Source organism: Mesotoga prima MesG1.Ag.4.2 (assembly GCF_000147715.2).
In the GTDB taxonomy this organism is placed as follows: Bacteria; Thermotogota; Thermotogae; order Petrotogales; family Kosmotogaceae; genus Mesotoga; species Mesotoga prima.
In genome coordinates, this window is the sequence record NC_017934.1 from 150,784 (window position 1) to 163,841 (window position 13,058).

At 46.7% G+C, this 13,058-nt stretch carries 9 protein-coding genes; 8 read left to right on the plus strand and 1 reads right to left on the minus strand.

Annotated elements, in window-relative coordinates; translation table 11 throughout:
• The first annotated feature begins 39 nt into the window (after window positions 1-39).
• The 8 genes from THEBA_RS00825 (at window position 40) to THEBA_RS00860 (ending at window position 9,964) form a co-directional block, all read left to right on the plus strand.
• Window positions 40-1,410, plus strand: coding sequence for a sodium/glutamate symporter family protein (locus tag THEBA_RS00825; protein WP_014730054.1), 1,371 nt, complete (start codon window positions 40-42; stop codon window positions 1,408-1,410).
• A gap of 1,332 nt (window positions 1,411-2,742) precedes the next feature.
• Complete coding sequence (locus THEBA_RS00830; protein WP_014730055.1) at window positions 2,743-3,984, plus strand: ABC transporter substrate-binding protein; 1,242 nt, start codon at window positions 2,743-2,745, stop codon at window positions 3,982-3,984.
• A gap of 67 nt (window positions 3,985-4,051) precedes the next feature.
• A complete protein-coding gene (locus THEBA_RS00835) occupies window positions 4,052-4,918 on the plus strand; it encodes a carbohydrate ABC transporter permease (protein WP_014730056.1) in 867 nt (288 codons plus the stop codon).
• On the plus strand, window positions 4,915-5,751 hold the full coding sequence (locus tag THEBA_RS00840) for a carbohydrate ABC transporter permease (RefSeq protein ID WP_014730057.1): 837 nt from the start codon (window positions 4,915-4,917) through the stop codon (window positions 5,749-5,751). The genes THEBA_RS00835 and THEBA_RS00840 overlap by 4 nt, the downstream gene beginning before the upstream one ends.
• A 3-nt stretch (window positions 5,752-5,754) precedes the next feature.
• Entirely contained in the window at window positions 5,755-6,723 is a 969-nt protein-coding gene (locus tag THEBA_RS00845) for a sugar-binding transcriptional regulator (RefSeq protein ID WP_014730058.1), read from the plus strand.
• Window positions 6,707-7,663: a 1-phosphofructokinase family hexose kinase gene (locus tag THEBA_RS00850; RefSeq protein ID WP_014730059.1), complete on the plus strand. Its 957-nt coding sequence runs from the start codon at window positions 6,707-6,709 to the stop codon at window positions 7,661-7,663. The genes THEBA_RS00845 and THEBA_RS00850 overlap by 17 nt, the downstream gene beginning before the upstream one ends.
• Window positions 7,660-9,117, plus strand: coding sequence for an FGGY-family carbohydrate kinase (locus THEBA_RS00855; protein ID WP_014730060.1), 1,458 nt, complete (start codon window positions 7,660-7,662; stop codon window positions 9,115-9,117). The genes THEBA_RS00850 and THEBA_RS00855 overlap by 4 nt, the downstream gene beginning before the upstream one ends.
• Before the next feature lies 1 nt (window position 9,118).
• The gene (locus THEBA_RS00860; RefSeq protein WP_014730061.1) at window positions 9,119-9,964 is read left to right on the plus strand and encodes a class II fructose-bisphosphate aldolase; all 846 of its coding nucleotides are present in this window, start codon (window positions 9,119-9,121) and stop codon (window positions 9,962-9,964) included.
• A 1,926-nt stretch (window positions 9,965-11,890) separates the two neighbouring features.
• Here the strand turns inward: THEBA_RS00860 and THEBA_RS00870 are convergent.
• Window positions 11,891-13,054 (minus strand): iron-containing alcohol dehydrogenase, encoded by a 1,164-nt coding sequence (locus tag THEBA_RS00870; protein ID WP_014730062.1) that lies wholly within the window; start codon window positions 13,052-13,054, stop codon window positions 11,891-11,893.
• Between the last annotated feature and the right edge of the window lie 4 nt (window positions 13,055-13,058).

A 13,058-nucleotide genomic window follows, 5' to 3' on the forward strand; every position in this document is an offset into this window, starting at 1 on the left:
TGTTCTGATACAATTGCTTTGTCGAAAAGGGGTGATCTAATGGAGCAAGATTGGACTATAGTTCTCGATATTGCTTATCTATCTATACTTATGGGCGTTGCCTCCGTTTTGAAGAGAATCATCACTCCTCTCAGTAAGATTCTTATTCCAAACGCTGTCATTGCCGGATTCCTTGGGATTCTGTTTGGTCCGGAAGTGCTGAAGGTAATTCCCTTCTCTTACGATAGGTTGGGAAACCTCGTCTACCATCTCATGGCGATAGGCTTCATTGCCATCGCGTTGAAAAAGACACGGCGGTCAAGCACAAAGTCATCCGTCAACACTGGCTTCCTGATCAGCATGTCTTACGCTCTCCAGGGCATGGTAGGTTTCGTTGTTGGTATTGCGCTTGTTGGACTGTTCTTCAAGGATCTCTTCCCGCCCTTCGGGCTGCTCCTTGCCCTCGGTTTTGCCCAGGGGCCTGGTCAGGCCTATTCTCTCGGAAGTCAGTGGGAGGCTCTTGGCTTTACAGGTGGAGGAGCCGTTGGTCTCAGTGTCTCTACGCTGGGATTTCTCTGGGCCGCCTTTGGCGGAATAGTGATGCTTAACGCAATGGTCTATAGAAAGCGACAGATCGGGATCCAGATTGAAAAACCGACCCTTAAGAAGAGAATCGAGGCGACTATAAGGGACTTCGAATTTTCGGATATAGACGGCTTTACGATTCAGATTTTGGCTGTTGGAATAGTGTATCTAGTCACCTACCTTTTCCTGAAATGGTTCACGGGTTTGATTGGTGGATTGGGAACCTTCGGTGAAACATTCGCGCAGGTTCTCTGGGGTTTCCATTTCGTGATAGGCGTTCTTTTTGCAATGGCGTTCAGAGCGATATATGAAAAAGTCAGGAAATCAGAAAAGTATGAAATTGAATACATGAACGACTTCCTCCTTCAACGGATCGGCGGAGGTGTCTTCGACTTCATGGTTGCGGCCTCGATCGCCGGAATTTCCTTCACGGTGATTCAGGAGTACATATGGCCGATAATTATCCTCACAACCATAGGAGGCTTCTTCACCGCAGGCTACACAATCTGGTTCGGCAAAAGAATCTACGAAAAGGCCCCGCTGGAGCACATCGTAACCTTTTTTGGAATGCACACAGGGACACTCTCTACGGGAATGGCCTTGTTGAGAGAAGTCGATCCCACATTCGAAAGTGGAACAGCAGAAGACATGGTCTTCGGAAGCGGGTTGGCATTGTTCCTCGGGATTCCGATGCTCATACTGCTCAATATTCCAATACTGGGTTACAGAATGGAGCAGCCAATATACTATTTGTACTTCATTCTGGGACTTGCCGCTTATATAGGGGCTATGTACTTCTTCTGGTTCAGAAAGGCGAAGATAAGAGGCAAAGAAAAGAAGAGTTAGCCGAGCAAGGACCGCTGAGAAGCGCCGTTCTTCGCCAACGGTTCTCCGTTCTCTGAAATTGACAAAAGCGGATCCCGAAACAAGTTTGGGATGACAGTCCTTTGCGTCATTCTGGCATGCTTCTGGCCAGAATTTGGTTCGTTAAACTATTGAAGAGGACGATCTCTACCCTTGGGAAGATTGATCATTATTGATAGCGGGCGTGCCGCCGCACGCCCCTACATCCGTTTGGATCGAATTTATTCGCACACTGCAACTCACAACTTGGAACTGATCCTTTGTTCTTTCCAACCCCCTAGCCGCTACCACGGACCACGGTTTCTCATAAGCCCGGATCCCAAAACAAGTTCGGGATGACAGTCCTTCCCGTCATTCTGGCATGCTTCTGGCCAGAATTCGGTTCGTTCAACTATTGAAGAGGACGATCTCTATCCTTGGGAAGACTGATCCTTAATAGCGGGCGTGCCGCCGCACGCCCCTACATCCGTTTGAATCGAATTTATTCGCACATGCAACTCACAAGTTGGAACTGATCCTTTGTTCTTTCCAACCCCCTAGCCGCTACCACCGACCACGTCTTCAAAAACCAGATCCCGAAACAAGTTCGGGATGACAGTCCTTCCCGTCATTCTGGCATGCTTCTGGCCAGAATTCGGTTCGTTCAACTATTGAAGAGGACGATCTCTATCCTTGGGAAGATTGATCATTATTGATAGCGGGCGTGCCGCCGCACGCCCCTACATCCGTTTGGATCGAATTTATTCGCACATGCAACTCACAACTTGGAACTGATCCTTTGTTCTTTCCAACCCCCTAGCCGCTACCACCGACCATGGTTTCTCAAAAACTGCATAGTCATCGAAGCCGATAGCGTTTTTGACACCACTACCCCCGACCACGGTTTCTCATAAGCCCGGATCCCGAAACAAGTTCGGGATGACAATGTTAGGCAATTACGAAATTGTCAAATTCCGTCTGGAGTAGCACTGATAATCATTGGTGGGCAATGACTTCTGTTTACCAAACCCAGAGCCAAGACGCTGGACTTGCGCTCCCCTTTTTGTTCTTGCAACTAATCCTCTGTTTTTCTCTCGGTTGAGTTCAGACCTTTGAGGCTCATTTTAATTTAGCGATTCTATCAGTTTCTTATTGCATTTTCAGAGAGAATTCTTATTAGAAATGAGTTTCTTGCTTCTATTCGACCTAGAATGGTTTTAATCGGTCAACATCGATTCTAGTTCGAATTGGTTTTTAGAGCTTGTAGATTATAGAATTAAATGGTTACATAAGTAAGTTACATATGTAACTTAATACAAAAAGGGAGGTTATTACATGCGAAAATCTACGCTACTGGTATTCATGATGCTGGTTGTACTGGCTTTCACAGGAGTATCCCAGGTAATCAATATCTGGATTGGCGGACAAGTTGCTGAGCTCGATGAGACCTGGGAAATGATTGTGGGGAAGTTCGAAGAGGAAACAGGGCTTAAGGTAGAGGTTCAACTGTTCGGCTTTGACATTTACTACGACAAACTTCTAACGGCACTACAGGCAGGTCAGGGCCCTGATCTTGCGTTCGCCGACCTAGGTGGATGGGTTCCAACATTTGCAGAGAAGGGCTGGTTAGAACCAATGGGCGCTCTTCTTGACTCCTGGGACGGAACTGAGCAAATCTGGCCGAATCTGTGGCCGACGGTTCTGCACAACGGCGAAAGATACGGTCTTCCGTGGTATACAGATTGCCGACTTCTTCTTTACAATCAGACGATGTTCGATCAGGCCGGACTTGACAGGAACGATCCACCGGCAACATGGGAAGAACTGGTCTATCAGGCTATGAAGCTTACAGATGCCAGCAAAAGAGTGTTCGGTTACGGAGTCAGCGGTACCAAGACTGAGCACACAACGCTCGCTTACATAATCTTCCTTTACGGCGCTGGTGGTCAGCTTTTGACGGATGACTACTCGGCAGCGGCCTTTAACACTCCTGAGGGCCTCAGAGCTCTCAAGTTCTATACCGATCTAGCGCTGACTTATGCCGTAAGCCCCAACGCAGTTACGTATAACGAAGATGACTACAGAAACATGATGGCTCAGAACAGAGTTGCAATGGCGGTTGGCGGACCTTGGTCTTTCCCGCTCATTGAGACAGCAAATCCCGATATAGTTGGGAACTACAGCGTTTCTCTTCATCCTTATGGAGCAACACCCGCAAGTGTTCTCGGCGGTTGGGCACTGGTTATCCCATCTGCAAGTAAAAACAAGGATAATGCATGGGAACTCGCGAAGTACCTGACAAGCTATGAAACCTGGATGACCTGGATCGAAGCTAAAGGCGGGCCAATGCCTTCCAGACAGGACGTTTGTTTTGATTCACCAGTTCTTCAGGACCCAAAGTGGAAGGTCATTTTTGAGACTTTCCCACACGCAGTCTCAAGACCTCCAATTCCCGAATATCCTCAGGTTTCTGAGCAGATTCAAATCATGATTCAGGACGTTCTTCTTGGAAAAGTAACACCTGAAGAAGCAATTAAAACTGCTGAGGCAAATGTAAACGCTATACTGGCTAAGTGATAAACTTTCCATGGGGCGGGCAAGAGCCCGCCCTTTCATTACTCCCTGATGAAAGGGTTGAAAACAGATGAGTAAACTTGCAAGAGAAGAGAAGACAGCCTTCAAAATGGTACTGCCCTATCTTTTGATAATAGTCTTGCTCTTCGTTTATCTTATAGGCTCTAATATCTACAGCAGTTTCACAACGGAAGAGGGTGCCTTCACACTTCAGAACTACTCCAGTGTGTTCACCGATCCTGTTGTCGGTAGATCAATGATTAACACCGTTGTCTGGGTAATAGGAAGCGTACTTGGACAGTTGCTTCTCGGCTTGCTCGTCGCTCTGCTTCTAAATGAATCGACAAAAGGGCAGATAATATTCAGGAGCATCATTCTCATACTTCCCTGGGCAACGCTGGACATTGTTGCCGGAGTGATGTGGAAGTGGATGTACAACGATATGTATGGAGTGCTCAATGATGTTCTGGTCAAAATGAACATAATAAATGATTACATACCCTGGCTCGCTACTGAAAATATGGCTATGATCTCGGTAATAATTGCAAACATATGGAAAGGCTTTTGCCTTTCTGGAATGTTTTTCCTGGCAGGGCTTCAGACAATACCACCCGATCTTTATGAAGCTGCAGAAATCGACGGCGCCAACTCTATCAGAAGATTCTGGAGGATAACTATTCCCCAGCTCAAGCCGGTCATTATGACAACACTTATGCTTACTGTGATCTGGACGATCAACTACTTCCCGCTGATCTACATCATGACGGGAGGCGGACCGGGATACGGTACAGAGACTGTAGTTACCTATATCTACAAACTTGGATTCAGGTTCCTGGAGTTCAATAAAGCAGCCGCACTTTCAAATATTCTATTCGTTGCAATATTCGCTATCGCATTTGTCTTCCTGAGAAGCATTGCAAAGGAGGAAGCGAGATGAAGAGAAGCACAAAGAAAAAGGTCAAGAAGTCAATTACCTATTCTTTGCTAATATTCCTATCAGTGGTGATAGCCTTCCCCTTTGTGTGGCTTATCCTGACTGCGATAAAAACCTATCCGGATATCTATGCCTATCCAATAAAATATTTCATTTTCGAACCAACGAGAGAGCACTTTGACAAGATAGCCGACATGAATTTCTGGTCTTACTTCAAGAACAGTGTAATCGTAGGAACTGGGACAATGTTCTTCTCCATACTTATTGGATTGTTCCCCGCCTATGCGTTTGCCAGATATGAGTTCAGATTCAAGAGGCCTCTTCTTACAGGAGTTATGGTATTTCAGATGCTTCCTGTCGTAGTGTTCCTTCTACCGATTTTTAAGACGCTCAACAATATTGGAATTCTCAATACATATTTTGGCTTGATCCTATCTTACTTGCCATTCACAACGCCAATTTCTATTATGTTCATGAGAACCTTCTTCTTATCAATACCGAAATCGCTGGAAGAAGCTGCGCGAATAGACGGCTGTACCTTTGGCCAGGCGTTCAGAAAGGTTATTCTGCCAATCACGCTTCCAGGGATAGCAGCCGTAGGCGTCTACGCCTTCTTGTTTTCATGGAGTGAACTCATGTACTCGATGTCTATTCTGACATCAAAGGCAAAACAGACAATCCCGACGTTCCTTCAGCTTTTCGTGGGTCAGTATCAGACTAGGTGGGGTCCGCTCTTTGCTGGATCGATACTGGCGACGATTCCGCCGCTCATAATATTCATGATCTTGCAGAAGTTCTTTATAGCGGGACTGGTAAGCGGATCTGTGAAGGAGTAAGAGATGATTAGCGATGAACTGCTTTTCGAGGTTGCGACCGATTACTACGTGAAAGGAATGCTCCAGAAGGATATTGCTAATAAGTACGGCGTTTCCAGAGTACAGATTAGCAAATATCTCAAAATGGCGCAAGAAAGAGGAATCGTTCATATTGAAGTTGAGCAGCCATCGGTAAAGACATCCATTAGAAGGGAATACGAGGATTTCTTCAGGGAGAGATATGGTCTGAAGAAGATGTTCATCGCAAGAGGTGCGAGGAACGAAAAGACTGTCCTGAAGGCTTTGTCTAGAGAGGTTCATAAATATCTGAGAACTTTGCCTGAAAAGCCTATGAATATCGGGCTTGGATGGGGCAACACAATCTTTACCGTAGCGGAATCGATTGAGAGACTTGAAAGACCGGACTGGCAACTTATACCTTTATCAGGGGGTACCGCAAGACTCGCCGACAAAAGGTTTAACATCAACCACATTGTCCAGAATTTCGCCACTCGGCTATCGGGAAAAGCCGTTCCAATGTATTTGCCCTTCATATTCGAAAACGCCCGCCAGCTGGAGAATACAAAGCAATCCCTTGAGTACATGAACATCCAGAAACTCTGGAACTCACTGGATATTATCATCTGTAGTGTCGGATACTCCATCGCGCGATCACCCCTATTCAGAGAGAATTTGCTCGAAGTGAGCTATGCGGACGAGCTCGAGAAGAACAATGTGGTAGGAGACGTATTGACCCATTACTTCGATATAAACGGCAAAAGATTTGAGAAGAGCATCCTCGACAAGTGTATTAACCTTAGCTTCGAGCAATATATGAATGCAGGCGAAAGAGTCATTGTAGCTGCTGGCCACCACAAAGTGGATGGTCTGGTGGGAATGCTTAGAGGTGGCTTTGCGGATGTTCTTATAACAGATGAGTTCACAGCAAAGTTTGTGAAAGAATACATAGTTTACGATGAAGGAGGACAATAACATCGATACTTGTATCCTTAATTTAAATCCTTGTTATGATCACTGGGTTATTCTCAAGAATCCTACAAAGATCCCGAACGTGGTGCGCGGAGACAAAGTAGTAACACTCGTGGACGGTAAGGGACTCAACATTGCGAGAGTACTATCCAAGGTTCTCGGGCACAGTGAGTATTTCTGCATAAACATACTTGGCGGGCAGGTTGGAACGATAATTGAAAAAGAGTGTGATCGTCTGGGAATAGTGACAGAAAACTTCTGGATAGAAGACTCAAACAGAATTAACACTGCCCTTGTTTACGAGTACGAAAACAAAATGCTTATGATAAATGAACCTGGACCTCTCATGAAGCCGGGCGAAATAGAGAGTTTTATGGAGTTCTTCAAAGGTCATGTTAGACCGGGTATGAACCTTGTAATTTCCGGGAGTGCCCCGAGAGGGTTCGAGAACGGCTCACTTCTTCAACTTGTGAGAATTGCCAGAGAGGCCGGTTGCAGTCTTAAAGTGGACATTGCCGGTTCCTGGCTGTCTAAGATCGTGACGGTTTCACCGGAACTCTTAAAAATCAACGCGGATGAGCTGAAGGTAGCCTTTGGAATCAATAAAGACGATTTCAAGTCGATGGATGATTTCAGAAGGGAATATTCGATAAGGGATCTCATAATCACGAATGGAAAAATGGGCAGTGTGTGGCTCTCGGAAAGCGAAAAGCTCCACGCGAGATCGATGAAAGTCTTTTCTGACTTTTCAGTTGGATCGGGAGACTCTTTCTTTGCCGGGCTCATATACGGTCAAGAGGCGAAGATGTCGAAGAGAGAGGCGCTGAAGATCGCGACCGCTTGTGGCGCCGCGAATACCATGCACTATGGAGCCGCGATTTTCGAATACTCTGATGTAGAAAAGGTAATCGGCGACGTAGTTGTTACGGAAGTGGTATTATGAATGTCTTTCTCGGGATAGACATTGGAACGACGAACATCAAGTGCCTGGTTCTTGGAGAAGATGGGAGGATCCTTGAAGTGATACATTCGTTGACTCCGAAGAATAAAGAGAGAGGAGTCGAGTTTCTAGATCTAGAACTCACCAGGTCATACGTCGAGAGTATAATCGGAAAGGTCGGTGCCCTTCATTCTCTTGCTGCCATAGCTTTTTCCAGCTTTGGAGAGACGGTTATCCCTGTTAGGCAGAGAAAAGCACTGTCAAAACCTGTGATGTGGTATGACAGATCGACTTATCCCTTATGGGAAAGTCATAGAGAATCGGTTGACAATCTCGCTCCTTACAGAATAACGGGGGTGGAAAATAGTTACACCTTCTCGCTCTACAAGATACTCCTTCAGAAGGAACTCTTCAGGCCAGAAGGTGTGGAGAACTGGCTACCAGTGTCTTCATATCTTGCTTACTCGCTGGGAGGTGTACCTGCCTGGGATATGAGCCAGGCATGCAGATCCTTCATGGTCAACATACACTCTCGCAGATGGAACTCGCAACTGATAAAGTACATCGGCGAAAGCGAAGAAACGATGGGCGAACTCAGATACACTGGTGAACCAGTTGGTCACACTAAATCGGGAATTCCTCTTATTAGCGCAGGCCACGATCATATCACAGGGCTTTACGCGGCACGGGCATTTGCGCGTGGAAAGGAATTTCTCTTTGATTCAATGGGTTCGGCCTCCGTAATTGCCGCCGTTGTTTCCGGTACCGCCGAATCTCTGGATTTTGCCGGCCCATTTATGCCGGGGGGAACGGTAGGAATAGCATACGAGGATCATCAGTACTACATCGAAAGCAATGTTAGATATTACGGAAAACTACTCCAATCCCTAATGGACCTAACCCAGACCGATGCCACGAAGGAAGGATACGAGAGACTAAATAATGAAATTGAGAAACTTGGCCAGCTGAACTCAAGACCGCTCTTCCTTGTGAATGGCGATCTCGTTGTTGGGGAAGGTTTGCAGGGAATAACACTTCTTGAAATGCCTATTCCTTTGAACAAGGAGCAACTGATGCAATCTGCTTACATATACCTTTCCTCGATCAGCAAGCGAATCGTGGATAACATTGAGAAGATTACAAGAAAAGAGCTACCAATCATCAGCGGAGGAGGAGGAAGCCTCAATAGCCTGCTGATGAAATACAAGGCTTCATTGCTCGGAAAAGAGATCTGGGTTTTGCCTACAAGCGAATTGACCGCTCTGGGTGGAGCTTTTGCAGCGGCTCATGGCGTTGGAGCCGATGAGGTTATTGAAAAATGCGTAAACCTTCTTGAACCGGAAGAGATTCACCCGGACGAGCATCTAGTTGAGCCGCTGAAAGAGATCTATGAGAAGAACGCGAAAGAATATCTGGCAATAGAAAGAAACAAAAAGTTAGACATTCAGGAGGGATAAAATGCCGTTAGTACCGCTTACAGAAGTTCTCAAGGATGCACAAGCAAAGAAATACGCTGTGCCTGGTTTCAACTTTCATCTATACGAAGACCTCGTTGCGATTGTAGAAGCAGCGCAGGAAGCGAGATCACCAGTAATACTCATGGCTGCTGGAACCTGTATGAAACACTGGGGGCCGACGCTTGCAGCGGCTCTTATTAAAGAAGTGGCGGACAGTGTCGATATACCGGTTGTTGCCCATCTCGATCACGCTAGTAGTCTTGAGCTGATATTCAAGTCCATCCACGCAGGGTTCACTTCAGTTATGTACGACGGCTCCATGTTACCCGTTGAAGAAAACATTGCCAACAGCAAGATCGTAGTCAAGGTTGCAAGAGCTTTCGATGTATCAGTTGAAGCTGAACTGGGAAGAGTTGCAAAGGGTGAAGAAGGGGAATCGGCCGTTGAAATACTTACCGATCCTTCGGATGTAGTAATGTTCTGCGAGGCAACCGACGTCGACGCGCTTGCCGTGGCTGTGGGCACTGTGCACGGAATGCAGAAGCAGGAAGCCAAGATTCATCTAGATCTGGTCGACGCGATATCCGAAGTCTCACCTGTACCACTTGTGCTGCATGGTTCCAGCGGCGTATCCGACAACGACCTTAGGTACATTGCCACAACTGGTTTCTCCAAGATAAATATCGGGACAAGACTGAAGACCGTCTTTACTGAAGGTATAAGAGAGGTTCTACAGAATGATCCAGATCTAAATGATCAGCTGAAACTACTCAAACTGGCCGTGCCGAGAGTCAAGGACACAGTAAAAGAGAAAATAGAACTCCTCGGAAGCGGCAACAGAGCCTAGTTATCGCCTGATCTAAATCAGTGCTACGTTGAGAAGTGGGTTTGGTATGGGTCTAGCAAGACTGCAATCCCGTGCAGATGCCCTGAACAGAACCCCTTGGACAGGAGCCCCCAAACAGGAACCCTGAACAATAGCATTTCAGGGCAGGCTTCACAGGATGACAAGTAAGAGGCAGAATTGAGCGACTTAGGATGACAGTCTTCTCTTGTTTCGCGTTATTCTGCCTCTTCTAGGACCTGACAAATTCCCGCGAAAATGGGACCTTAGGAACATTTGGGAGCCAGTCTGCTAACGCAGGCCAGTCAGGCTCCGCCTGGCCAGTCTCGGCTTCGGCGAAGCCAGTTCCGCTTCGCGGGAGAAGAGCCGCTGTGCGCTTAAAATCAAGAACCCGCTGACACCTGGAAGAAACGCTTCGCACTGGACTCTGGCTAGAAGACGCTGAGCGCTGTGAAACGAATAGGGGACTGACGAGCTCCTGACGTCTGTCCCCGTCTACTGCAATAGAAGGTAGTAAGACTTCGCAAGGAAAGAGCCACTGTGCGCTTAAGAACAAAAAACCGCTGGCCGCAGTAAAGAAACATCCCTCAAGATCGTGGACCCGTCCTTCGAAAGAGCCGCTGTGCGCTTAAGAACAAAAACCCGCTGGCCGCTGTAAAGAAACGTCCCTCGTCCCTTCGTACAGGATCGTGGACCCGTCCTTCGATTGGATCGGAGAGCAGATCCAGTATGGAGTCCTTGATGATTGTTCATTGGCATTGATAATCGGTAATGGTTCAGAGCCGCTTCAGTTTGCCAAACCCTAGACCCAATACCCTAGACCCGCAATCAATTCCGTCATTCTGAACTTGATTCAGAATCTCGATGCTCACTTCTTGAATGTCAGTAACGAGCCTACTTCATCGCCCTTAAGAAGAAGGTTTTCTTTCATCTTCTTACAACTTGCATCTTAGAACTTGCAACCGTTTTTTTCTGAGAACGGAGAATCCATTTTTTGTTCTTCGAACCTCTGACAACTGACCTCTAACCCCGGTTTCTTTCGAAGCCAGATCCCGAAACAAGTTTGGGATGACAGTGTTAGGCAATTACGAAAACGTCACATCGCGTCATTCTGAACTTGATTCAGAATCTCGATGCTCTCTTGTTGAATGTCAGTAACGAGCTTACTTCATCGCCCTCAAGAAGAAGCTTTTTTTCTTCTTCTTGCATCTTGGAACTTGCAACCGTTCCTTTCTGAGAACGGAGAATCCATTTTTTTGTTCTTCGAACCTCTGACTACTGACCTCTAACCTCGGTTTCTTTCGAAGCTTAGATCCCGAAACAAGTTCGGGATGACAGCTCTTCAGGTCATTCTGGCATGCTTCTGGCCAGAATCTCGATTCATAACCCGAGACCCTGTACTCATGACTTTTTACCTTGCACTTTTCGTCATGAACTCGTTTTAACATCCCAGAGGGCTTTCTGAAAACGTCACATCCCGTCATTCTGAACTTGATTCAGAATCTCGATGCTCTCTTGTTGAATGTCAGTAACGAGCTTACTTCATTGCCATTAGAAAAAGGTCTTCTTTCTTCTTCTTGCAACTTGCATCTTAGAACTTGCAACCGTTTTTTTCTGAGAACGGTGAACCGTCCAACGATAATCCAGCTTCCGTTGCTCTTCCAACCTCTGACAACTGACCTCTAACCTCGGTCTTCCCCTTCAAAGCCCAGATCCTGAACAGGAGCACTTCAGGATGACCAAAAGAGCTGGTTCTGATCAGATTGCTTTAATATGCTTCTTGAGGATTGGTCTCGTTCTTGTTCTTTGCACCTGACCAACCACCAACCACCTACAACAAACAACGCCACATTACACAAACTGTCTTCGGTTTCTAGCTGTGTTTTTCTTCTCTTTTCGGCAACGGACAAGACTCAACTTTATAAAAGCTCACTTCGCCAGTTCGTAGATCTTTTTTACATCGTCCTTGTAAAGCTTCACGAACTGACCTAGAGGACCGTCTTCAGTTGCCTTCTTGGCCATCTCGTCAAACCTGTCGTCGGGAATTCCTGCGTCTGTTAGGGTAACGGGAATGCCGAGGCTCGCGAAGAATTCCTTCAGCCCTTTGATTCCCTCAAGAGCGGCCTTTTCGGGATTGCGGAAGTCCGGTTCGACATCCCAAACTCTGTAAGCGAACTGAGCGAAACGCTCGATATCATGTTTGTAAACATATGTCATCCACGGAGCCCACATAATTGCAAGGCCTCCGCCATGAGCTATGTCATATATTGCGCTGAGTTCATGCTCCATGCCGTGGGTAGCCCAGTCTCCGATCCTTCCAGTGCTTAGCAAGTCGTTATGTGCTATTGTCCCTGCCCACATTATCTCGGCTCTAGCATCGTAATTTTCAGGCTCTTTGAGAGCTATTGGAGTGTTCCTGATCATCGTTCTAAGCGTGGCTTCGCAGAGTCTGTCCGTGAAATCTACGTTCTTGACATTTGTGAAGTACCTTTCCATTACATGGGACATTATATCCACCGCCCCGACTGCCGTCTGGTAATTTGGCAGCGTAAATGTCAGCTCGGGATTCATTATGGCGAATTTTGCCCTCATGTTTACGCTGTTGGTGGATCTCTTGTACCAGCCGTCTTCGTTTGTGATGACCGAGCCGCCACTAGATTCGCTTCCGGCCGCCGGTATAGTCAGAACTACACCCAACGGCAGCATCTCTTCCACTTTCTTTCCTTTTGAGTAGAAGTCCCAGACATCGCCTTCGTAGGGGACGCCTATTCCTATCGCCTTTGCAGAGTCGATGACACTTCCCCCGCCCACAGCGAGGATTGCGTCTATCCCGTTCTTTCGGCAGAGTTCAATTCCTTCCTTTACAAGTGAGAGTCTAGGGTTCGGCTTGACTCCGCCTAGCTCAAAGATCTCCACTCCTGCTTTTTTTAGGCTCTCTACTACACGATCATATATGCCGGTCTTCTTTATGCTGCCTCCACCGTAGTGAAAGAGGACTTTCTTGCCCAGCTTCGAAATCTCTTCTCCGACCTTCTTCTCGGTGTTTCTTCCGAAGATTATCTTTGTTGCGTTGTGAAATGTGAAATCTAACATCTAA

Excerpts from the sequence above, each read along its gene's own strand:
- THEBA_RS00845 (WP_014730058.1), top strand. The coding sequence starts at position 5,755 with ATGATTAGCGATGAACTGCTTTTCGAGGTTGCGACCGATTACTACGTG.
- THEBA_RS00870 (WP_014730062.1), bottom strand. The coding sequence starts at position 13,054 with ATGTTAGATTTCACATTTCACAACGCAACAAAGATAATCTTCGGAAGA.
- THEBA_RS00850 (WP_014730059.1), top strand. The coding sequence starts at position 6,707 with ATGAAGGAGGACAATAACATCGATACTTGTATCCTTAATTTAAATCCT.
- THEBA_RS00840 (WP_014730057.1), top strand. The coding sequence starts at position 4,915 with ATGAAGAGAAGCACAAAGAAAAAGGTCAAGAAGTCAATTACCTATTCT.
- THEBA_RS00830 (WP_014730055.1), top strand. The coding sequence starts at position 2,743 with ATGCGAAAATCTACGCTACTGGTATTCATGATGCTGGTTGTACTGGCT.
- THEBA_RS00825 (WP_014730054.1), top strand. The coding sequence starts at position 40 with ATGGAGCAAGATTGGACTATAGTTCTCGATATTGCTTATCTATCTATA.
- THEBA_RS00860 (WP_014730061.1), top strand. The coding sequence starts at position 9,119 with ATGCCGTTAGTACCGCTTACAGAAGTTCTCAAGGATGCACAAGCAAAG.
- THEBA_RS00835 (WP_014730056.1), top strand. The coding sequence starts at position 4,052 with ATGAGTAAACTTGCAAGAGAAGAGAAGACAGCCTTCAAAATGGTACTG.
- THEBA_RS00855 (WP_014730060.1), top strand. The coding sequence starts at position 7,660 with ATGAATGTCTTTCTCGGGATAGACATTGGAACGACGAACATCAAGTGC.